This is a genomic window from Streptomyces changanensis (genome assembly GCF_024600715.1).
Lineage (GTDB): Bacteria > Actinomycetota > Actinomycetes > Streptomycetales > Streptomycetaceae > Streptomyces > Streptomyces changanensis.
This window is the reverse complement of sequence record NZ_CP102332.1, coordinates 680402-701175: the sequence shown is the minus strand read 5'-3', so window position 1 is coordinate 701175 and position 20774 is coordinate 680402. Positions and strand designations below refer to the sequence as shown.

The following is a 20774-nucleotide window of genomic DNA, read 5'->3' as shown; positions in this document are numbered from 1 at the left end:
CCGTTGTGGTCTGGGCCGAAATTAGGACCCCCACGGACGGGCGTCAACAACCCCACGGAAAGCACCCCCGCACGACTGCGGAAGAGGAACGGAGACCGGCCGATGGCGCTCACGGTCGGCGTGATAGGGCCCGAGGACCTGGTGGACCGGGTCGTCGCGGTCGCCGCGGACAACGGGGCCGCCCGGTTGCGGGCCCTGCCGTACCGGCACGAGGACGAGACCTGCGACGTCGTGCGCGACGGGGCCGGCAGCGCGGACGCCCTCCTCTTCACCGGCGTGGTCCCGCACACGCTCGCCGCCCGCGCCGGGCTGGTCGACCGGCCCGCCATGTACGTGCCGTACAGCGGCGCCACCCTGCTGCGGGCGCTCGTCGAGCTGCTCCGGCTGGGGCACGACGTGTCGCGGATCTCCATCGACACGCTCGGCCGGGCCGACGTGACCGAGACGCTCATCGAGGCGAAGCTGCCCACGGAGCACGTCCGCGTCCTGCCGTACCGGCCCGGCCTCACCTCGGCGGACCTGGTCGACTTCCACCTCGCCGCGCACGACCGGCACGGCGCGACGGTCGCCCTCACCTGCCTCGGATCGGCCTTCCACCAGTTGGAGCACCGTGTCCACACGGTGCGGCTCGCACCGTCGCGGCACTCCATACGCGCCACCCTCCAGGCCCTCGTGCTCGCCACGGCCGGCGCGCACAGCGACGACGCGCAGGTGGCGCTGGGGATCGTGGACCTGCCGGCGGGCGACGACGACCTCGCCGCCGACCTCGCCGTCCTGGGCGCCAGCCTCGCCGGGCTGCCCGACGGCAGCCGCCTCGCGGTGACCACGCGCGGTGCGCTGGAGAAGGCCACGGACCAGTTCACCCGACTGCCGTTCCTCGACGGGCTGGCCGCCCGGCACGGCGCCGCCCACGTCGGGTTCGGCCTGGGCCGCACCGCCGCGGAGGCGGAGGCACTGGCCCGGCGGGCGGTGAACCGGGCCCGCTCGGTCGGCCCGGTCGCCGGGGTCGTCTGCATGAAGGACGACGTCGACATCGTCATCGTCCACGAGGCCGGGGACGACGCCCCGGCCGGGGCATCCGAGAGCACCGGGCTGCTGGCCCGGCGCGTCGGGCTCGACCCGCGGACGCTGGAGCGGCTGCGGGAACTCGTCGCCGCCGGGGCCGAGCCGGGCATCACCGCCCACCGCGTCGCCGAGCACCTCGCCGTCCAGCAGCGCACCGCACGGCGCATCCTCAAGCGGCTGGAGAGGGCGGGCGTGGCCGTCCCCGTCGGCAGCCTGCAGGAGGGCAGGACGGGCAGGCCGCCCACGGTCTACCGCGTCAGTATCTAGGGGGTGGCTTGCCGGTCAGGTCAGGTCGGGGCGGGTGGCGCCGGGTCGGGTGGCGTCGGTCGCGTGTGCCGGGGCGGTCGGCGTCGGGCTCGTGGCGTGCCGGGCCCGATCGGTCCGACTCGTTCCCCTCCGTCCCGACCGGTACGACACCCCCAGGCAGGTGCCCCGCCGACGGGACCGGGCCCCCGGTTCCCGGTCCCGCCGGCGGGACATCGCCCCAGGCCCACGCCGACCACGGGCGGGGCCGCTACCCGGAGGAGCCGCGTGAAGATCGACTCGATTCGCAGCCACGTCGTCCAGGCCCCCTACCGACGCCCGTTCGCCATCAGCAGCGGGACCAGCCCCGAACTCGTCAGCCTCGTCGTCGAGGTGCGCACCGACGACGGTGCCACCGGCTACGGCGAGGCCTCGCCCATGACCGCCTACACGGGCGAGACCCTGGAGGGGCTGCGCGCGGCCCTCACCGGCCACGTCGCCCCCGCCCTCGTCGGCCGCGACCCGCGCGACCTCGCCGGGGCCCACGCCGCCATGGACGCGGCGATCCGCGGCCAGTACCTCGCCAAGGCCGCCCTCGACCTGGCCCTGCACGACCTGGCGGGCCGCGTCTCCGGGTGGCCCGTACACCTGCTCCTCGGCGGGCTGGTGCGACGGGAGGTCCCCACCGCCTGGGTCGTCGGCCTCGGCGGCCCGGAGGAGATGGCGAAGGAGGCCGCCGACCACGCCGCGCGCGGCTTCACCCACCTCAAGGTCAAGGGCGGCGAGGACCCCGACCGGGACCTCGAGCTGGTGCGCACCGTACGGGCGGCCGTCCCCGACGACGTCGAGCTCTCCCTCGACGCCAACGAGGGCTACGACCCGTCCACCGCCGCCCGTACCGTGGCGCGGCTCGCGGAGGCGGGGCTCGACCTGGTCGAACAGCCGCTGCCCCGCTGGGACCTCACCGGCATGGCGGCCCTGCGCGGCCGGGGCATGCCGCGCGTGATGGCGGACGAGTCCGTGCAGTCCCCGCACGACGCGGTCGAGATCGTGCGCCGGGGCGCCGCCGACGTCCTCAACATCAAGATCCTGAAGGTGGGCGGGCTCCACCGCGCCCGCCAGGTCGCGGCCATCGCGGAGGCCGCCGGGCTCGCCGTGAAGATCGGCACCATGCCGGAGCTGGGCGTCGCCACCCTCGCCGCCGCGCACCTCGCCGCCGCGCTGCCGCACGCGACGGTCCCCGCCGACCTCGTCGGTCCGCTCCTGGTCGCGGCGGAGCCGCTCGCCCCGTCCGCCTTCGCCACCACGGCGGAGACCGGCCTGGTCACCGTGCCGACCACGCCGGGACTCGGCCATGGACTGACGGAACTGCCCGGGCGGGGGTGAGCCGACTGCCCGCTCCGTGGTGACGGGAGTACCGGGCCGGGGTGAGGTCCGTCGCCCGCCGGGCGCCGGACGTGGTGCCGCTTGCCGGCGGGGCGCGGCGTGCCGGCCGGGGGCGTCACGTGCCGGCCGGCACGCGGCCGGATCGGCGTGCGGGCCGGTCACCCGGTAACGCGTGCCGCCCGCACCGCCCTGGCCTCCCCCCTCGCCCTGCCTGGGCCCGCCGTGCCCGGGCCAAGCCCGCCCTGTCCGGCCCCGACCCGTCCAGGCCCCGCCCCGTGAAGGCCCCGTCCCGTCCAGGCCAGCCCCGTCCAGGCCAGCCCCGTCCGGGCCCCGCCCCGGCCGGGTCCGGAGTGGGCCCCGGCAGGGTGGGTCCGATGGCCGAAGGGGGCGGGGCCCTCCCCCGTCAGGGGAGGGCGGATGGGACGACCGTCGCGACCGACGCATGCCGGCCAGTGGCGGGATCTGGTCCGTTGGCCCGCTTCTGGCTGAAAGGCCGGCCCCCGATCGCGACCAATGGCCCAGTCGTCCGGTCGAGTGTTGAGCCAACGCCCCATCGGATGCTTTCCTTGTGCCATCCACGTATCAGCGGCGCCGCGCAGCGCCGGACGGCAACGACGCCGGCCCCGGACCGCGGCGCCTTCGTCGTGCCTTCGGACGCCCACCACCCCCGGGCGCCTCCGGGCCGGCGAGAGCAAGACAGGGGGGCGGTACCACCGTCGTGAAGAGGATCTTCGTGGCCCCGGACCCGGGGCACCTCAGGCTTAGGAACGCGACCCGTGCCGTCGTCGGCGTCGGTCTCGCCGTCACCGCCGCCGAACTGGCCGGACTGTCCCTGACCGCGTCCATCACCGGCGGCCTCGCCGCGCTGCTCGCGCTCTTCACCGTCATCGACGGCACCGTCCGCGCCCAGCGGGTCACGACCGTCCTGCTCCCGGCCGCCGGGTTCCCCGCGCTCGCCCTCGCCACCGCCCTGCACGACCTGTCCCCGTACCGGGACGTGGCCTTCCTCGCCGTCGTCTTCTGCGGCGCGTACGCCCGGCGCTGGGGCGCTCGCGGCCACGCGCTCGGGATCTTCGCGTTCATGCAGTACTTCGTGGTGCAGTTCCTGCACGCGGCCCCGGCGCAGCTGCCCGAGCTGTACCTCGCCGTCGGCATCGCGCTGGCCGTCGCCGCCGCCGTGCGGTTCGCGCTGTGGCCCATCGAACGGCGCACCCCGCCCGTCGCCGCGCCGGCGCCGCTGCCCGGCCGGGGCCTCGCCCGGCCGACCACCCGGCAGGCGGTGCAGGCGACCGTGGCGTGCGGCCTCGCCCTGGCGGTGGGCCAGGTCCTCTCGGAGGAGCGCTGGTACTGGGCCGTCGGCACCGCTTGGTGGATCTTCGTCAACACCGCGTCGCGCGGCGAGACCCTGGTCCGCGGCTTCCGCCGGGTCCTCGGCACCGTCCTCGGCATCGTGGCGGGCCTGGCCGTGGCGCTGCCGCTGGACGGCGCGCCCGCGCCGACGGCGGCGCTGGTCGCCGTGTGCGTCTTCGGCATCTTCTACACGGCGCCCGTGTCGTACAGCTGGATGATGCTCGCCGTCACGGTCATGGCGGGCCTCCTCTACGGGCTGCTCGGCGTGCTCACCCCGCACCTGCTCGTGCTGCGGCTCGCCGAGACGGCCGTCGGCGCGCTCTTCGCCGCCCTGGCCGTCACGCTGGTGCTGCCGGTCACCACCCACGACACCAACGAGGCCTGGATCCAGCGGGCCCTGCACGGCGTGCGTCGGTGCGCCGCCGAGGCGGCCGAGCGGCTGGCGGGTTCGGCGACCGCCGACCCGGCCCCGCACGCCGCCGAGCTGGAGGCGCTGCTGGCCCGCGTACGGATGTCGCTGGCGCCGCTGGTGCACCCCCTGAGCCCGTTCCGCGGGCGCCGGGCCCGGGCGCGGCAGGTCCTCGCGCTGCTCGACGACTGCGCCCGTGAGGTGCGCGGCCTGGTCTCCGTGGCCGCCGACCCGGACGCCGGGCACGACGCCCGGCTGGCCGCGGCCTGCTGGCGGGTCGAGGCGGCCGTTGAGGCCCTGCTCACCCGGGAACGCGCCAGGGACGCCGCCGACCGCCACGCCGATCCCGCCTCTGACCCCGCCGTCGACCGGCACGCCGCACCGGTCCGGGTGGCCGACGTGGTGGAGGTACCCGTACCGGCGACGGGCGACGGGCCGGGCGCCTCCCGCGCCGTACCGGCACTGGCGCACCTGCACGGCCTGGAGCGGCTGCTCGCCGAGCTCGACGCGCCGCTGCGCACCGCGCCCCGCTCGCCGTTGGTCGGGTCCTGACCCACTACCGGGCCGTTGGTCCAGACCGGAGCTGTTAGCGTCGCCCCGTAACCCAGTCACGGCCAGGGGAAGGGGCGGCGCGGTGGAGCGGCACGGTGATCGCGGTACGGGGACGGCGGGGGCGACAGGGGGCGACGGCGCGGCCGGCGGAGGTCCGCGCGGCGCACGGCGGGCGTTCGTCGGCTCCTTCACCTCCGCGGGCGGCCACGGCGTCACCGCGGCCCACCTCGACCCCTTCACCGGCGCCCTGACCCCGACGGGCTCCGCGGCGGAGGTCGCCGACCCGTCGTTCCTCGCCCTCGGCCCCGGCGGCACCGTGCTGTACGCGGTCTGCGAGATCGACGAGGGGGCCGTCGCGGCCTTCGACGTCGCCGGTCCGGCGCCCCGGCTCCTCGGCGCCCCCCGACCCGTGGGCGGCGCGGGGCCGACCCACCTGGCGTACGCCGCCGGCCACCTGGTGACCGCGCACTACGGCTCCGGGGGCGTCAGCGCGCTGCCCGTGGGCGCCGACGGCACACCGGGCCCGGTCGCCGGGCTCGTCCGCCACCGGGGCCACGGCCCCGACCCGGACCGGCAGGCGGCCCCGCACGCCCACCAGGTGGTGCCCGCGCCCGACGGCCGCCACCTGCTCACCGTGGACCTCGGCACCGACTCCGTGCGCGTCTGCGCCCTGGACCCGGCCACGGGCGGGCTCACCGTGCGCGGCGAGACGGCGCTGCGGCCCGGCAGCGGCCCGCGCCACCTGGCCTTCCACCCGTCCGGCGCGTACGTGTACGTCCTGTCGGAACTGGCGCCCACGCTCACCGTGTGCCGCTGGAACGGCTCCACCGGGGCCCTGACGCCGCTGGACGAGGTACGTCTGCGGCCACCCGGCGCGCCGGGCGTCGGCTACCCGTCCGCCCTCGCCGTCAGCCCCGACGGGCGCTTCGTGTGGGCCGCCGTACGGGGCGACGACACGCTCGCCGTCCTGGAGCTCGACGGCGACGGCGAGCGGGCCCGGCCGGTCGCCACGGTCTCCGGCGGCGGCCACTGGCCGCGCGACCTGGTGTACGACCCGCGGGGGCGGCGGCTGTACGTCGCGCACGAACGCTCCGGCGACGTCACCTGGTACGACGTCGACCCGCGCACCGGCGTGCCGTCCCGCGCGGGCGCCGTGCCCGCGCCGGCCGCCTCCTGCGTCGTCCTCGCCTGACCCTCCGTCCCGGGTCGCCTCACCCGGTCCCGCGCGGCCCCGTCCACGGCCTCCACAGGGCCCTGCCCGCACGGCCTTCGGGCGACCCCGCCCCACACCACCAGGGCGCCGGCCCCGCGCGGAGGCCCGCCTCACGGGCAAGGGCCCGCACCACGCGTTGGGGCTCGACCCGGTGCAGGGAGTCCCCGCCCGTGCGCGGAAGAATCGCCCCACGGACGGAGGCCCCGCTCAGGCGCGGAGGAATCGCCCCACGCGCGAAGACCCCGCTCGGGCGCGGAGGCCCGGCCCCCGTGCAGAGGCCCCGCTCCAGCGCGGAGGGCCCGCACCGCTTGTCGCGGTGCGGGCCCTCGCCGCACGGGTCCCTCCGTCGCCCCGGGCCGCTGCCCGGGGCGAGGTCAGCGGACGGAGGTGCCGGCCTGCTGCGGCGCGATGCCGAGCATCGTCATGTACTGCGACAGCACCAGCTTGCCGACGGCCGGGTACGCGCCCAGCGGCTCGGCGACCGGGCAGTCCGCCGCGCCGGCCGCCGCCTCCAGCAGCCCGGCCCCCAGCTCGGGGCCGACGAGGTACGGCGCCAGGGCGAGCTGCGCCGAGCCGGAGCCCCGCAGCTGCGCGGCGACCGCCGCCACCGAGCCCTCCTCGTCCAGCGCCGCCGCCATCACCGGCACCGCGAGCCGGGCCGCCAGCAGCATGCCGGTGATCCCGGCCGCCTGGACCGCCTCGGCACCGCCCGTCGTCGCCAGCACGATGCCGTCCGCGGCCGTTGCGACCGTGAAGAGCCGCGCCCGGTCCGCACGGGCCAGCCCCGCCTCGGAGAGCCGCACGTGCAGCGCCTCGGCCAGCAGCGGGTGCGGGCCGAGCACGTCCGTCAGCTCGGCGGGGGCGCCGCTGTCGACGACCGCCTGCCGTATGCGTACCGTCAGGGCCTCGTCCGGGCCGACCATCAGCGGCACGACGACCGCGGCGGGTCCGGCGGGCTCGTCGACCTCGCGGCCCGCGGCCCTGGCCAGCTCGTACCGCTCCACGCGGAGCGCCGCGGCCTCCTTCAGAACGCCCGTCAGCGAGAGGTACTCGGTGTCGTCCCCGTCCAGGAAACCGATCGCGGCCTGCAGGCCGGGCAGCTCGGAACGGGCGATGCTCACCAGCTCTTCCGCCAGCGCGCGCACGGCGGTGGAAGGCTCGCCGGGAACGGCGAGGACGAGTGCGGGCGCGCCCTCGGGGGCCGCCAGGGGTTCGGGGCGACGGTGCCGCCCGGACTGACGGGGGCGTGGCATTCGTACAGGCAGGCCAGCGGGCCCAGTGGGGGAGCTCATGGCGCCGCATGCTACTGGTTTTGTCCGCCCCGCTGTTCGGGGAGGGGGCGTTCCCGCTCCCTATGGGGAGATCTGTCCGAAAAGCCGGTCACTCGCCGTATGTGTCCAGCAGCCCCGGCTCGCGGGGGAGCGGCACCGCGCCCTCGGCGAGCCAGCCGGCGAGGGCGAGCGCGCCGGAGAGCGGGTCGCCCGCCGCCGGCACGGTGCGGGTGCCGGGCAGCTGCCGCGCCAGCTCCGCCCGCACGGGGACGAGCAGGGGGTCGCCCAGGTGGCACAGACCCCCCGTCAGGGCCACGGCGCCGCCGCCCTCCCGCGGGTGGACGGCGGCCGCCGCCTCCGCGACGTGTCGTGCGGCGAGCGCCATGACGCCCGCGGCGACCGGGTCCCCGGTCTCGGCCGCGCACCGCGCGACGTGCGGCGCGAACGACGCGAGCACGGCCGCCCGGTCCGGGCGCGGGTACAGCGCGCCCGGCAGCCCGGCAACGGGCCCGAAGACGGCCTCGGCGCGGGCCAGCAGGGCGGCCGAGCCGCCGCGCCGCCCGTCGTGGGCGCGCAGGGCCGCCTCCAGGCCGGCCCGGCCGATCCAGGCGCCGCTGCCGCAGTCGCCCAGGAGGTGGCCCCAGCCGTCGGCGCGGCGCCAGCGCACCAGGTCCGTGCCGAGCGCGACGAGCCCGGTGCCCGCCGCGACGACCGTTCCGGGCCCGTGCCCGAGCGCGCCCGCGTAGGCCGTGACCGCGTCGGAGGCCAGCGCCAGGCGCCCGACGCCGAGGGTCTCGCGCAGGGCGCCGGGCAGTTCGGCGCGGAGCCGGTCGCCGAGCCCCGCCATGCCCGCGGCGCCGACCGCGACCGCCACCGGCCGGGCCGCGGCCCGCCCGTCCTCGGCAGCGCCCGCCGCGCCCGTGTCCGCCGCGCCGGCCTCGGCGAGGAGCCGCCGTGCCGTGGGTACCAGACGCTCCAGCAGCTGCCCCGCGTCGATGCCGCCGGGCCCGGTGGGCAGCGGCTCGCCGATCTCGTGGACGGCGACCGTCCGCACCCGGCAGCCCGGCGCCCCGGACCCGCCGTCCTGCCTGCCCCCGCCTCCGTGCCCGCCCCCGCCTCCGTGCCCGCCCCCGGTGGCGCCGTTCGCCTCGCCGTCCCGGACGGAACCGAGGGCGATCCGCAGCCCCGATCCGCCCGAGTCGACGCCCAGTACCCACCGGCGGGGACGGGTCACGGCAGGCGCCAGTCGACCGCCTGGGCCCCCTGACGCAGCAGCAGTTCGTTCACCCGGCTGAAGGGGCGCGAGCCGAAGAAGCCGCGGTCCGCCGACATGGGGGAGGGGTGCGCCGACTCGATCGCCGGGAGGTCGCCGAGGAGCGGCCGGAGATTGCGCGCGTCACGGCCCCACAGCACCGACACGAGCGGCTTGCCGCGTGCGACGAGCGCCTTGATGGCCTGCTCGGTGACCTCCTCCCACCCCTTGCCGCGGTGGGCGGCGGGCTTGCGCGGAGCCGTCGTCAGCGCCCTGTTGAGCAGCAGGACGCCCTGCCGCGTCCACGGCGTCAGGTCGCCGTTGGAGGGCCGCTGCACCCCGAGGTCGTGGTGGAGCTCCCGGAAGATGTTCTCCAGACTGCCCGGCAGCGGCCGGACCTCCGGGGCCACCGAGAAGCTCAGGCCCACCGCGTGCCCCGGTGTGGGGTACGGGTCCTGGCCGACGATCAGGACTCTCACCTCGTCGAACGGCTGCTGGAAAGCGCGCAGGACGTGCGGTCCGGCCGGTAGGTAGGTGCGTCCCGCGGCGATCTCGGCGCGGAGGAAGTCCCCCATCGCCGCGACGCGTTCGGCCACCGGCGCGAGGGCTTCGGCCCAGCCCGGTTCGACGATCTCTCTCAACGGTCGTGCTGCCACGGCCGTCACTCTACTGGCGCAGCGCGACGCCTCCGTCACCCGACGACCGCCGCGCGCACGCACAGCACGTCGGGGAGGTGGGAGGCCAGCAGCCGCCAGCTGTCGCCGTCGTCGGCGCTCGCGTACACCTCGCCGTTGCGGTTGCCGAAGTAGACGCCCGCCGGGTCGGCCCCGTCCACGCACATCGCGTCCCGCAGCACCGTCCCGTGGTGGTCGCCCTGCGGCAGGCCCCGCGACAGGGCCTCCCAGCTGCCGCCGGCGTCCCGCGTGCGGTAGACGCGGCAGCGGCGGCCGGCCGGTACGCGGTCGACGTCCGCGGTGATCGGGAAGACGTACGCGGTGTCGGCGTGACGGGGGTGGGCCACCGCGGCGAACCCGAAGTCGGAAGGGAGCCCCTCACCGATGTCCGTCCACGAGACGCCCGAGTCGTCGCTGCGGTAGACGCCCCAGTGGTTCTGGAGGTACAGCCGGTCGGGGTCGCCCGCGTCCTGTGCGATCTTGTGCACGCACTGACCGAACGCGGGGTGCGGGTCCGGCAGGAACACCGCCGACACCCCGGTGTTCGACGGGGACCACGAGCCGCCGCCGTCCACCGTGCGGAACACCCCGGCGGCCGACACCGCGACCGTCACGGCGTCCGGGTCGCGCGGGTCGGTGACGACCGTGTGCACGGCCTCCCCGCCGCCACCGGGCTGCCACCGCGACCGCGTCGGGTGCTCCCACAGCGGCCGTACCAGCTCGAACGTCTCGCCCTCGTCCTCCGATCGGAACAGCGCGGCCGGCTCCGTCCCCGCGTACACCACGCCGGGCGCCGCGGGCCCGCCCGGGTGCAGCTGCCAGACCCGCTCCAGCGACGCCCCCGTGTCCTGCGGGAAGCGCACCGGGGGCCGCGCCGGCTCCGTCCAGGTGGCGCCGAGGTCGTCGGAGTGGAAGACGGACGGACCCCAGTGGGTGCTGTCCGCGCCCACCAGCAGCCGGGGAGTCGACCGTCGCAGGTCGATGCCGATCGCGTAGACGGCCTGGGCGGGGAAGACGGGCCCCTCGAACTCCCAGGCGCCGCCGCGGCGGCGGGCGGTGAACAGCCCCTTGCGGGTACCCACGGTCAGCAGTACGTCGGTCATGGCCGACACCTCCAGGACGCCGTTGTCGCGGATACCGGCCAGTCTGCACCCGCCCACCGACAACGGCCGCCGGAACGGCTGCGGCGCAGGTCAGCGCCGCCCGGTCCACGCTGTGCCGTGCGCCCGGGCGGGGCGCGCGGTGTGTCCGCGGGGCGGGCACCCCCCCCCGCGTCCGCCACCCGGTCAGCGGTGCGCGTCCGCCGCGGCGAGCAGCCCCGGCCAGTCCGCGATCTTCACGGAACCCCGGCCCAGGGCGCGGCCCAGCGCCGCCTCGGCCTCCTCGATGGACAGCCAGCCCGGCCACTCGACGGGCCGCAGCCCCCACGCCCGCAGCGCGCCCACCGGGTCGTCGGCCACCGCCCGCCGCGCCAGCAGCGGGGCGTCGGCCAGCAGTGACGCGGCCGTCTCCTTGGCGCACGGCCGGTTCGTCCCGATCACGCCGCTCGGCCCGCGCTTGATCCACCCGGCCACGTACTCGCCCGCCGACGGCACCCCGTCCCGCAGCACCCGCCCCGCCGCGTGCGGGACCGTGCCGCGCGCCGGATCGAACGGCAGTCCGTCCGGCGGCGCGCCCCGGTACCCGACGGCGCGGAGCACCAGCCGCGCCGCGACGTCCTCGTACGCCCCCGTGCCCCGCACGCCGCCCGCCCCGTCCGGCACCGTGCGCTCGAAGCGGACCGCGGCGACCCGGCCGGCCTCGCCGAGGATCTCCACCGGGCGCAGGAAGAACCGCAGCCGCACGGAGCGGACCGCGCCGGGCGGGCCCGCCGGCGCCGCCGCCCACGCGCGGACGACCTCGACGTTGCGCCGGTTCACCGCCGGCAGCCCCGACGGGTCGGCGTACGCCGGGTCGAGCGCCAGGTCCGCGGGCTCCACGTCGATCCGCGCCGAGGGCAGCGCCCCCAGCTCCCGCAGCTCCTTCGTGGTGAACCGGGCCTGCGACGGCCCGCGCCGCCCCACCACGTGCACCTCGCGCACGCCGCTCCCCGCCAGCGCCTCCAGCACGCCCCGCGGCACGTCGGTGGGGCGCAGCTCGTCCGGCCCTCGCGCGAGGATCCGCGCCACGTCGACGGCGACGTTGCCGACGCCGATCACCACCGCCGACGGCCCGTCCAACGGGAAGTCGAACGCCGCGGCGTCCGGATGGGCGCTGTACCAGGAGACGAAGTCGGTGGCCGAGCAGCTGCCCGCGAGGTCCTCGCCCGGGATGCCGAGCCGCCGGTCCCGCGCCGCGCCCACGCAGTAGACGACGGCGTGGTACAGCTCCAGCAGCCGGGGCGGGGCGACGCCTCCCGGCCCGACCGGGACGTTGCCGAGGAAACCGATCCGCTCGTGCTCCAGCACCGCGCGCAGGCTGCCCTGGAGGGACTTGATCTTCTCGTGGTCGGGGGCGACGCCATAGCGCACCAGCCCGTACGGGCAGGGCAACCGGTCCAGCACGTGCACGCGCACACCCGGCACCGACGTCTGGTCGACCAGCGACTGGGCGGTGTACACCCCACTGGGTCCCGAACCGATCACGGCGACACGCAGCACTCCCGGCTCCTTCCCGCCGGCCCCCACCGGAGACCTCCAGCATCGCACCGGGAGGCGTCGTCGGCCCGGGGGGGCGTCCATGGAGGTCTCCTGCCGTCCCGTACGGCTCCGAGCCCTACGGCCGGCCGCCGGCCGGTGGCCGGCCGAGTTCCCAGTCCAGGTCGTACCGCTGGAACAGCTCCGCGCGCAGCCGCGCGAGCGGCATCGGGGCACCCGGCAGCAGGACGGCGAAGACCGCGCCCATCAGCAGCGCCCGCAGCATCGGGTAGTCGGCGTCCACGTCATCGGAGCCGTACCGCCGCACGGTGTCCCGCAGCAGGGCCGCGAGGCGCTGCTGCTCCGGGCATCGCACGAACCCCTCCGCCTGGAGGATGCCCGCCATGTGCGTGCGCATCAGCAGCGGCTGCTCCACCGCGAGGCCGAGGACGGCGTCGATGGCCCGGGCGAGCCGCTCGCGGCCGTCCTCGGTGGCCGGCTCACGCTCCAGGGCCGCCGCGAGGGTGCGGTGCATCAGCCGGTGCACCGCCGACTGCAGCAGCTGGCGCTTGCCGGGGAAGTAGTACGACACCAGGCCGCGCGCCGAACCGGCCCGGTCGGCGATGTCCGCGAGCGTCGTCGCCTCGTACCCGCGCTCGGCCACGAGTTCGACCGTCGCCTGGAGGAGCCGCTCCCGGGAGCGCCGCCTGAGCTCTTCGTTGACCGATGCGCTCCGCGGGGACATGCTTAACTCCTGCGTTGACTGGCTCCCAGCCAATATACTCAGAGCGCCCTCGCCGACACGCAGCGCGTCGTCGAGCGAGGGGTGTGTCATGCGGACCGGGCGACGCGGGGGATCGCCCGGTCCGTCGTGGCGCCCCGCCTCCCGACACGCGTCCGGGTTGCGGAACGCCGTGTCCGTCCGGGACGCCCGGGGACCTCCGGGGACGTCGCCGCAGGACCGGAGCGCGCGTGCCCGCGAAGGCGCCGGGGGTGCCGGCACGAGGCCGGCAGGCGCTCGTCAGGGCGCGTCCAGCCTTCTGAGGACCGGACCGCGCCGTTCGTACAACCCCACCGCCACGGCCGCCAGGCAGCCGCCCAGGAACCAGCCGCCGAGCACGTCCGAGAACCAGTGCACGCCCAGGTACACCCGGGTCAGGCCGACGCCGACGGTCGACACCGCCCCGACCACCACCACCGCCCGCACCGTCACGGCGCCGGCCGCCCGGGCCGCCACCCACCACAGGAGCCCCCACACGACGGCCGCCGTCATGGCGTGCCCGGACGGGAACGCCGCGAACTCCGCCGAGTCCACCGGGTCCGGCCACCGCGGCCGCTCCCGGCCCACCAGCGCCTTCAGCACCTGCTGCACCAGCGCGGCCGCGCCGCACACCAACAGCAGCCACCGGGCGACCCCCCGCTCACCGCGCCGCCACAGCGCGGCCACCACCGCGAAGAGCAGGAGCCGCAGCGTCCACGGGTCCCACACCCAGTCCGTCAGGACGCGCGCCAGCCGTACGGTCAGCGGGCTGCGCACCGCGTCGGCGTGCAGCCCCTCGGCGACCGCCCGGTCGACGGCCATCAGCGGCTCCCAGGCGACCGCCACCAGGACCAGCGCCACCACCGCGGCCACCCCGGACCCCGCCGCGACGGCGTGGAGCAGCGGTGGACGGACGGTCGACGGGGCGTTCGTGGAGGGACGCATGGGACGATCCTGCCCGGCGAACCGCCGGGCAGACGTGCCCCGCCCCGATCAGGTGAGCGCGCTCAGCCCCGGCGCCAGCGCCACCAGCAGGGGCGCCGCGGGTACCAGCGCGGCCGCCGCCGTCAGCCGCAGCCGCCGCCCGGGGGTGAGCCGCGGCGCGGCGGTCAGCAGCCGGTTCACCCGCTGCGGCACGTGCGTGTGGTGAGGCGTCGGACAGGGGCCGAAGACGCCCCGGTCCTCGTTGAGCCCGACCAGGGCCAGCGCGATCGTCAGCCGGCCGAACCGCTTCGACGCCGAATCGTCGGCGGCCAGCTCCACCAGCCGGTGCATCTCCGCCCGGAACGCCGCGAACACCGGGACGCGCGGGAATCCCTCGGCCAGCGCGGCGGCGCAGTGCAGCAGCCAGTCGTGGCGCGCGCGGGCGTGCCCCTGCTCGTGGGCGAGCACCGCGTCCAGCTGACGGCCCTTCAGTCGCCGCAACGCCGCCGTCGTGATCAGCAGTTGGGGTCGCGCGCCCGGCAGCCACCAGGCGCCCGGCCGGTCGCCCTCCAGCAGGACCAGCGGCCCCGTGCCCGTCTCCTCGCCGGGCAGCAGCGGCGCCCGCACGAGGAGTTCCGCGCGCTGCCGCCGCCGGCGCGTCCACGCGCCGCGCACCTCGCGGGTCAGCATCGCACCGGTCCACAGCCCGCCGCACGCCAGCAGCACCGCGAGTGTGCCCGCCCAGGGGCCGAGCGCTCCCAGCGCGTACGCCTCCACCACCGCCGCCGGCACCGGGGCGAACACCCGGCCCCGCACCGCCTGCCACGCGGCGGCCGCGCTGAACGTCATCGACAGCGCGAAGCTCAACAGCACCGCCGCCACCGCGCACTGCCACACCCACAGCGCCACGATCGGTTCCCGCTCGGGCCAGTCGGCCCGCGCGAGCAGGCGCGGGGCCACGACGGCGATCAGGACACCGAGCGCGAGCAACGCGAGGGAGACCCACATGCCGTCAGCCTATGAGCGTGACGGCGCTCATCGGGTCGCGCCGGCGGTGAAGTGACGCACACCACGGTTTCGAGCGCCGCTCGACACGCCCCGGGTGCGCGCTGTTCCGCGCGCGGGGCACGTCGGCCCGGACCCGGGCCCCGCCGGGGCGGAACGGACACGGTCCCGGGACGATGCCCCGCCGGCGGCGGGGCGTACGCGGGCGCAGGGGCGTACGCGGGGGCGCGTTAGGCTCGGCGGGCGAAACCACGCACCGAGGGGAGACCGCTCACCATGGACACCGCCGCACCGCTCCAGGACGCACCGGAGACCTTCCGCGACGCCGTCGAGGCGGACGTCCCCGCGCTCGTCGCCCTCGTCGAGTCCGCCTACCGCGGCGACGCCAGCCGCGCCGGCTGGACCACGGAGGCCGACATCCTGGACGGACAGCGCACCGACCCCGAGGGCGTGCGCCAGGTCATCGCGGCACCCGGGTCGCGGCTCGTGCTCACCGAGCGCGGCGGCGAGCTCGTCGCCTGCTGCCAGCTGGAACACCGCGGGGACACCGCGTACTTCGGCATGTTCGCCGTCCGGCCCGGCCTCCAGGGCGGCGGGCTCGGCCGGCGCGTCCTCGGCGAGGCCGAGCGGCTGGCCCGCGAGGAGTGGGGCGCGCGCGAGATGCACATGACGGTGATCTCGGTGCGTGAGGAGCTCATCGCCTGGTACGAGCGGCGCGGCTACCGCCGTACGGGCCGGACGACCCCGTTCCCGTACGGCGACGAGCGCTTCGGCGTGCCGCGCCGCCCCGACCTCTGCTTCGAGCTGCTGGTCAAGGAGCTGGGCTGACCCCGTTCCCGCCACTGCCCCCGGCTCCGTCCGCTGGTCCGGTGGGCGTGGCGCCGGCGGCGGGCTCGGCGCGGAAGTCCAGCCGCCCGTCCGCGACGTCCACGGCGACCCGGCCGCCGGCCGAAAGCCGCCCGTCGAGCAGCAGCCGCGACAGCTCGTTGTCCACCTCGCGCTGGATCGTGCGGCGCAGCGGCCGGGCGCCGTACTCCGGCTCGTAGCCCCGCCGGGCCAGCCAGTCGACGGCCTCCGGGGCGAAGTCGACCGTCACGTGCTGGGCCCGCAGCCGGCGGCGGGTCTCCTCCAGCAGCAGGTCCGTGATCTGCCGCAGCTGCCCCTCCGCGAGGCGACGGAAGACGACGATCTCGTCGATGCGGTTGAGGAACTCGGGGCGGAAGTGCTCACGCAGCGGCCGTAGCACCCGGTCGCGGTCCACGCCGCCGTCGGACGACGCGTCCGTGCCGAACCCGAGGACGCCGCGGCCCGAGCCGATCGCCTCCGAGCCGAGGTTGCTCGTCATGACGATGACGGTGTTCTTGAAGTCGACCGTCCGGCCCTGCGCGTCGGTCAGCCGGCCGTCGTCGAGGACCTGGAGCAGGATGTTGAAGACGTCGGGGTGGGCCTTCTCCACCTCGTCGAGGAGGAGCAGGGAGTACGGGTGGCGGCGCACCGCCTCGGTGAGCTGCCCGGCCTCCTCGTGGCCGACGTACCCGGGCGGGGCGCCCACCAGCCGGCTGACGGTGTGCCGCTCCTGGAACTCGCTCATGTCCAGCCGCACCATGCGCTCGTCGCTGCCGAACAGGGCGTCCGCGAGGGCGCGGGCCAGCTCGGTCTTGCCGACGCCGGTCGGCCCGAGGAAGAGGAAGCTGCCGATCGGCCGGCGCGGGTCGGCGAGGCCCGCCCGGGAGCGCAGGACGGCCTCGGAGACCGCGGTCACCGCCTCGTCCTGGCCGATGACCCGCTCCCGCAGGTGCTCCTCCAGGCCGAGCAGCCGGTCCTTCTCCTCCTGCGTGAGCCGGCTGACCGGGATGCCCGTCTGGCGGCTGACGACCTGCGCGACGTCCTCGGCGGTGACCTCCAGCACACGGTCGTCGCGCATGACCGGCGCGTCGCGGCCCGCCTTGACGCGGGCCTGGAGCTCCTGGAGGCGGTCGCGCAGCTCCGTCGCCCGCTCGTACTGCTCGGCGGCGACGGCCTGGTCCTTGTCCCGGGTCAGCCGCTCGACCTCCCGCTCCAGGGCGCGCACGTCCGTGTCCTGGCTGCGCGAACGCAGCCGCACGCGGGCGCCCGCCTGGTCGATCAGGTCGATCGCCTTGTCGGGCAGGAAGCGCTCGGTGAGGTAGCGGTCCGACAGCTCGACCGCGGCGTCGAGGGCGTCGTCGGTGTAGCGGACCTGGTGGTGCGCCTCGTACCGGTCGCGCAGCCCGCGCAGGATCTCCACCGCGTCCTGTGGGCTCGGCTCGGGGACGAGGATGGGCTGGAAGCGCCGGGCGAGCGCCGCGTCCTTCTCGACGTACCGGCGGTACTCCTCCAACGTGGTCGCGCCGATGACGTGCAGCTCGCCGCGGGCCAGCGCGGGCTTGAGGATGTTGCCGGCGTCCATGGAGCCGCCCTCACCGCCCCCGCCCCCGCCGCCTGCCCCGACGGCGGTGTGCAGTTCGTCGATGAAGAGGACGAGTTCGCCGGAGTGCGTGCGGACCTCCTCGATGATCGCCGTCATGCGCTCCTCGAAGTCGCCGCGGTAGCGGGTGCCGGCGACGACGCTCGTCATGTCGAGGGCGACGACGCGGCGGCCGCGCAGCGAGTCGGGGACGTCGTCGTCGGCGATGCGCTGGGCGAGCCCCTCGACGACGGCGGTCTTGCCGACGCCCGCGTCACCGATGAGGACGGGGTTGTTCTTGCCGCGCCGGGAGAGCACCTCGACGGTCTGCTCGATCTCCTGTTCGCGGCCGATGACCGGGTCGATGCGGCCGGCCCGGGCGATGTCGGTGAGGTCGCGCCCGTACTTGTCGAGGGTCGGCGTCCCCCGCTGCGGAGCGGGGCGCTGGTCGGCGGCGGTGTTCTCCCATCCGCCGGACGGGCCGCCGGACGGGGAGGGGGAGCGCGACGGCGGGCCCGGGACCGACCCCGGGTCGAAGCGGGCGGCCCGCAGGATGCGGCCGGCGGCCGAGTCGGGGTTGGCGGCCAGCGCCGCGAGCACGTGCTCGGGCCCTATGTAGGAGGCGCCGATGTGCCGCGCCAGGTCGTGGGCGTCCAGCAGGGCGCGCTTGACGGCGGGCGTGACGGCGATCCGGGACTGCGGCGGCCCCTCCCCGGCGGTGCGGTCGATCTCCGCCGCGAGCTCGTCCGGGTCGGCGCCGGCCCGGACGACCAGGTCGCGTGTCGGCTCGGTCTCCAGCGCAGCCCGCAGCAGGTGCTCCGTCTCCAGGTCCGCGCTGCCGTGCTCGGCCGCGTAGGACGCCGCGTCGTCCACCATGCGGCGGGCCGGTTCGCTCATCATCCGGGCGATGTCGATGTACCGGGGGCCGCGGCGCGCCGCCGACGAGGCGGGGGTGCCCCCGAACAGGCGGCCGAGGAACTCGCTGAACGGGTCCGGGCCGAAGCCCTCGGGTCCGAGGAAACCGTTGCTCATGTGACCGCCCCTGTCGCGTCCGTCCGTGTGCGTCCCTGTCCTCTCGGGAGCTGCCGGGACCGGCAGAATCCAGCACGCGGGTTCCCCGGGGCATGCCGGTTACACCTGGGGCGGAAGTGGCCCGGGCGCCTCCGGGGGCGTGCCCGGCGGCGGGGCGCCACGACGGGGCGGTGGCAGGGGCGGTGGTGGGGAGGCGGCGGAGGTCAGGCGAGGAAGCGGCCCGTGCGCCGGATCTCCGGATAGTCCGTCGTCACGCCGTCCAGCTCCAGCGCGCGGGCCAGCCGGAGATGCTGCGGGGTGTTGACGACCCAGCCGATGAGCCGCAGGCCGGCGGCGCGGGCCAGGTCCGCCGTCTCCAGCGTGAGGCGGCGGATGTCCAGCGCGAGCGCGCCCGCGCCGGCCGCGCGGGCGCGCTCGGCGATGTCCGGCCCCCACTCCTCGGCGACGAGCACCGTCCGCGCGCCCGGCACCAGGCGGCCCACCTCCGCGACGGCGTCGTCGTGGAAGGACGACACCTCGACGCGGGCCGCCAGGTCGCGGCGGAGCATCAGCTCGGCCAGGACGCGGGCGGCGGCCACGTCCTTGATCTCCGCCTGGATCGGCGAGCGCACCGCGTCCAGCACCTCGTCGAGGACCGGGACGCGCTCGCCCCGCCCGGCGTCGAGGCCGCGCAGCTCGGCGAGCGTCAGGTCGGCGACCGGCCCGGTCCCGTCCGTGGTGCGGTCCACCTCCGCGTCGTGCATGACGACCAGCGCGCCGTCCTTGCTCAGGTGCAGGTCCAGTTCGATGGCGTCCATGCCCGCCCGCTCCGCGCGGACGAAGGACCTCAGGGTGTTCTCGGGCTCGACGCCCATCACTCCGCGATGACCGATGGTGAGGAAACTCAAGGTTCTCTCGCTTCCGTCGACGGCGGATCCCACGCGGATCGGCTGCCCGCGCGGCCCGTTCGCAGCGTAACCGCCCGGCTGCGCGGCGGAACCCTCCCCGCGCGGAACCGTCCGGCCCCCCACGACCCGGCTGCCGCCCTCCGGCCGCGACCGAACCGAGTGCACCGGCCACCCCGGACGGGAAAATTGGCGGCTCGGAGGGGGGTCGGGCAGGATAATTTACGTCAGGGCCCCTTGTGGGGGGTAAGCCCGGATGTATACGGTGCCTTGACGCGAGGTTCTCCTGTGGAGGAAGTGAAATGACGGAAATTCTTGTCCAGGACGTAGCCGGTGGAACGCCGGCCACCGACATGAGGGTGGTCGACCACCCCGCGTGGGCCGGGCTCAAGAATGCCGTGGAGGAGATCCGCGTCCTGCAGTCCGCGGACGGCTCCATCGACTTCAACGCCGAGGACGCCCCGGCCCGCGCGGACGCCGACACCGCGCTCGACCGGATCGTCACGGCCGTCGAGGAACTGTCCCCGCTGCTCCCGCACGGCGCCGACTACCACCGCGCCCTCGTCGCCGACCTGCGCAAGTGGGCCGCCGCCGGCTACGGCGTGCCGGACTTCCTCGACTCCCTGCTGGCGTTCCAGCCCGCCGCCGAGCGCGTCGACGGCCGGCAGCACCTCGTGGTGTTCCCGATGTACACGCAGAACGGCAACCCGGACCGCAACCTGGAAGCCGTCGTCCTGCGGATGGTCTGGCCCGAGTGGCTCGCCGAGCTGGAGGCCACCCGCTACGACAACCCGCTCTTCTGCGGCATCACCTTCGAGGACTTCACCGCCGGCTACGACACCAACTCCGCCGTCCTCTTCCCCGAGACCGTCGCCGTGCGCGAGGCCCCGGAGCGGTTCACGTGGGGCGGCATCTTCTGCGACCGCGAGGCCGCCCGCTTCCGCCGCGTCACCGAGGCCGCCGTCGACGTACTGGGCGTGGAGCTGCCCGAGGACATCCGGCGGATGCTCGGCGACCAGGCGCGCTGCGAGCAGGCGTTCGTCTTGTGGGACATGGTCCACGACCGCGCCCACAGCCACGGCGACCTGCCCTTCGACCCGTTCATGATCAAGCAGCGCCAGCCGTTCTGGATGTACGGCCTGGAGGAGCTGCGGTGCGACCTCACCGCCTTCAAGGAGGCCGTGCGCCTGGAGGCCGAGGGCAACCCCCACGGCCGCGACGTCCAGTACGCCGTGCTCTTCGACCGGATGTTCCGCTTCCCGGTCACCGGCGACCGCGTGCGCAACTACGACGGCCTCGGCGGCCAGCTGCTCTTCGCGTACCTGCACAAGAACGACGTGATCCGCTGGACCGACAACACCCTCCACATCGACTGGCGGCGCGCCCCCGAGGTCACCAACCGGCTCTGCGGCGAGATCGAGCAGCTGTACCGCGACGGCATCGACCGGCCCAAGCTGGTCCACTGGTTCGCCGCGTACGACTTCGTCTCCACCTACCTCGCCCCGCACCCCGGCTCCCGCTGGGCCAAGGGCCCGGACGCGCTGGACGTGACCCAGCCGCCGCGCCGCCTCGTCGACGACGTGCTGCCGGACGAGTTCCCGCTCAGCATGTTCTACGAGGCCCTCGCCAAGAAGCTGAAGTCCGTGATCGCCTCCACCAAGGGCATCACCGCCGCCGACGTCGAGGGGACCCCCGCGTGAGCGCGGACGGCACG

Annotated in this window: 16 protein-coding genes; 6 read left to right on the top strand and 10 right to left on the bottom strand. The window is 76.2% G+C overall.

Annotation, left to right across the window (positions count from 1 at the left end; translation table 11 throughout):
* Positions 1-102 precede the first annotated feature (102 nt).
* The 4 genes from NRO40_RS02995 (at position 103) to NRO40_RS02980 (ending at position 6197) form a co-directional block, all read left to right on the top strand.
* On the top strand, positions 103-1332 hold the full coding sequence (locus tag NRO40_RS02995; protein WP_058940395.1) for a response regulator: 1230 nt from the start codon (positions 103-105) through the stop codon (positions 1330-1332).
* 264 nt (positions 1333-1596) lie between these two features.
* Positions 1597-2694, top strand: coding sequence for a mandelate racemase/muconate lactonizing enzyme family protein (locus NRO40_RS02990; protein ID WP_058940394.1), 1098 nt, complete (start codon positions 1597-1599; stop codon positions 2692-2694).
* 718 nt (positions 2695-3412) lie between these two features.
* A complete protein-coding gene (locus NRO40_RS02985; protein ID WP_058940393.1) occupies positions 3413-5005 on the top strand; it encodes an FUSC family protein in 1593 nt (530 codons plus the stop codon).
* Positions 5006-5087: 82 nt separating this feature from the next.
* Positions 5088-6197 carry a lactonase family protein gene (locus NRO40_RS02980; protein WP_058940392.1) on the top strand — a complete coding sequence of 370 codons (1110 nt, stop codon included), beginning with the start codon at positions 5088-5090 and terminating at the stop codon, positions 6195-6197.
* Between the two features lie 395 nt (positions 6198-6592).
* Here NRO40_RS02980 and NRO40_RS02975 read toward each other — a convergent pair whose 3' ends face one another.
* The 8 genes from NRO40_RS02975 to NRO40_RS02940 all read right to left on the bottom strand — a co-directional run bounded on the left by NRO40_RS02975 (position 6593) and on the right by NRO40_RS02940 (position 14722).
* Positions 6593-7510: a sirohydrochlorin chelatase gene (locus NRO40_RS02975; protein WP_079046786.1), complete on the bottom strand. Its 918-nt coding sequence runs from the start codon at positions 7508-7510 to the stop codon at positions 6593-6595.
* 88 nt (positions 7511-7598) lie between these two features.
* Positions 7599-8723, bottom strand: coding sequence for an N-acetylglucosamine kinase (locus tag NRO40_RS02970; protein ID WP_058940390.1), 1125 nt, complete (start codon positions 8721-8723; stop codon positions 7599-7601).
* The gene (locus NRO40_RS02965) at positions 8720-9397 is read right to left on the bottom strand and encodes a uracil-DNA glycosylase (protein ID WP_058940422.1); all 678 of its coding nucleotides are present in this window, start codon (positions 9395-9397) and stop codon (positions 8720-8722) included. Before NRO40_RS02965 ends, NRO40_RS02970 begins: the two co-directional genes overlap by 4 nt.
* 35 nt (positions 9398-9432) lie before the next feature.
* Positions 9433-10518, bottom strand: coding sequence for a WD40/YVTN/BNR-like repeat-containing protein (locus NRO40_RS02960; protein ID WP_058940389.1), 1086 nt, complete (start codon positions 10516-10518; stop codon positions 9433-9435).
* Positions 10519-10701: 183 nt separating this feature from the next.
* Positions 10702-12054, bottom strand: coding sequence for an FAD-dependent oxidoreductase (locus NRO40_RS02955; RefSeq protein WP_058940388.1), 1353 nt, complete (start codon positions 12052-12054; stop codon positions 10702-10704).
* Positions 12055-12169: 115 nt separating this feature from the next.
* Positions 12170-12775: a TetR/AcrR family transcriptional regulator gene (locus NRO40_RS02950; protein WP_058940387.1), complete on the bottom strand. Its 606-nt coding sequence runs from the start codon at positions 12773-12775 to the stop codon at positions 12170-12172.
* 276 nt (positions 12776-13051) lie between these two features.
* On the bottom strand, positions 13052-13735 hold the full coding sequence (locus tag NRO40_RS02945; protein WP_058940386.1) for a phosphatase PAP2 family protein: 684 nt from the start codon (positions 13733-13735) through the stop codon (positions 13052-13054).
* A gap of 48 nt (positions 13736-13783) precedes the next feature.
* On the bottom strand, positions 13784-14722 hold the full coding sequence (locus NRO40_RS02940) for a M56 family metallopeptidase (RefSeq protein ID WP_058940385.1): 939 nt from the start codon (positions 14720-14722) through the stop codon (positions 13784-13786).
* 273 nt (positions 14723-14995) lie between these two features.
* On the opposite strand from NRO40_RS02940, the gene NRO40_RS02935 reads away from it, so the two are divergent.
* Positions 14996-15547, top strand: coding sequence for a GNAT family N-acetyltransferase (locus NRO40_RS02935; protein WP_058940384.1), 552 nt, complete (start codon positions 14996-14998; stop codon positions 15545-15547).
* Here the strand turns inward: NRO40_RS02935 and NRO40_RS02930 are convergent.
* Positions 15531-18176 (bottom strand): ATP-dependent Clp protease ATP-binding subunit, encoded by a 2646-nt coding sequence (locus tag NRO40_RS02930; RefSeq protein WP_058940383.1) that lies wholly within the window; start codon positions 18174-18176, stop codon positions 15531-15533. The two genes, NRO40_RS02935 and NRO40_RS02930, sit on opposite strands and share 17 nt — an antisense overlap.
* Before the next feature lie 203 nt (positions 18177-18379).
* Positions 18380-19063 (bottom strand): glycerophosphodiester phosphodiesterase, encoded by a 684-nt coding sequence (locus NRO40_RS02925; protein WP_079046784.1) that lies wholly within the window; start codon positions 19061-19063, stop codon positions 18380-18382.
* A gap of 299 nt (positions 19064-19362) precedes the next feature.
* Here NRO40_RS02925 and NRO40_RS02920 point away from each other — a divergent pair, with 299 nt between their 5' ends.
* Positions 19363-20760, top strand: coding sequence for a DUF6421 family protein (locus NRO40_RS02920; protein WP_058940381.1), 1398 nt, complete (start codon positions 19363-19365; stop codon positions 20758-20760).
* The last annotated feature ends 14 nt before the right edge of the window (positions 20761-20774 follow it).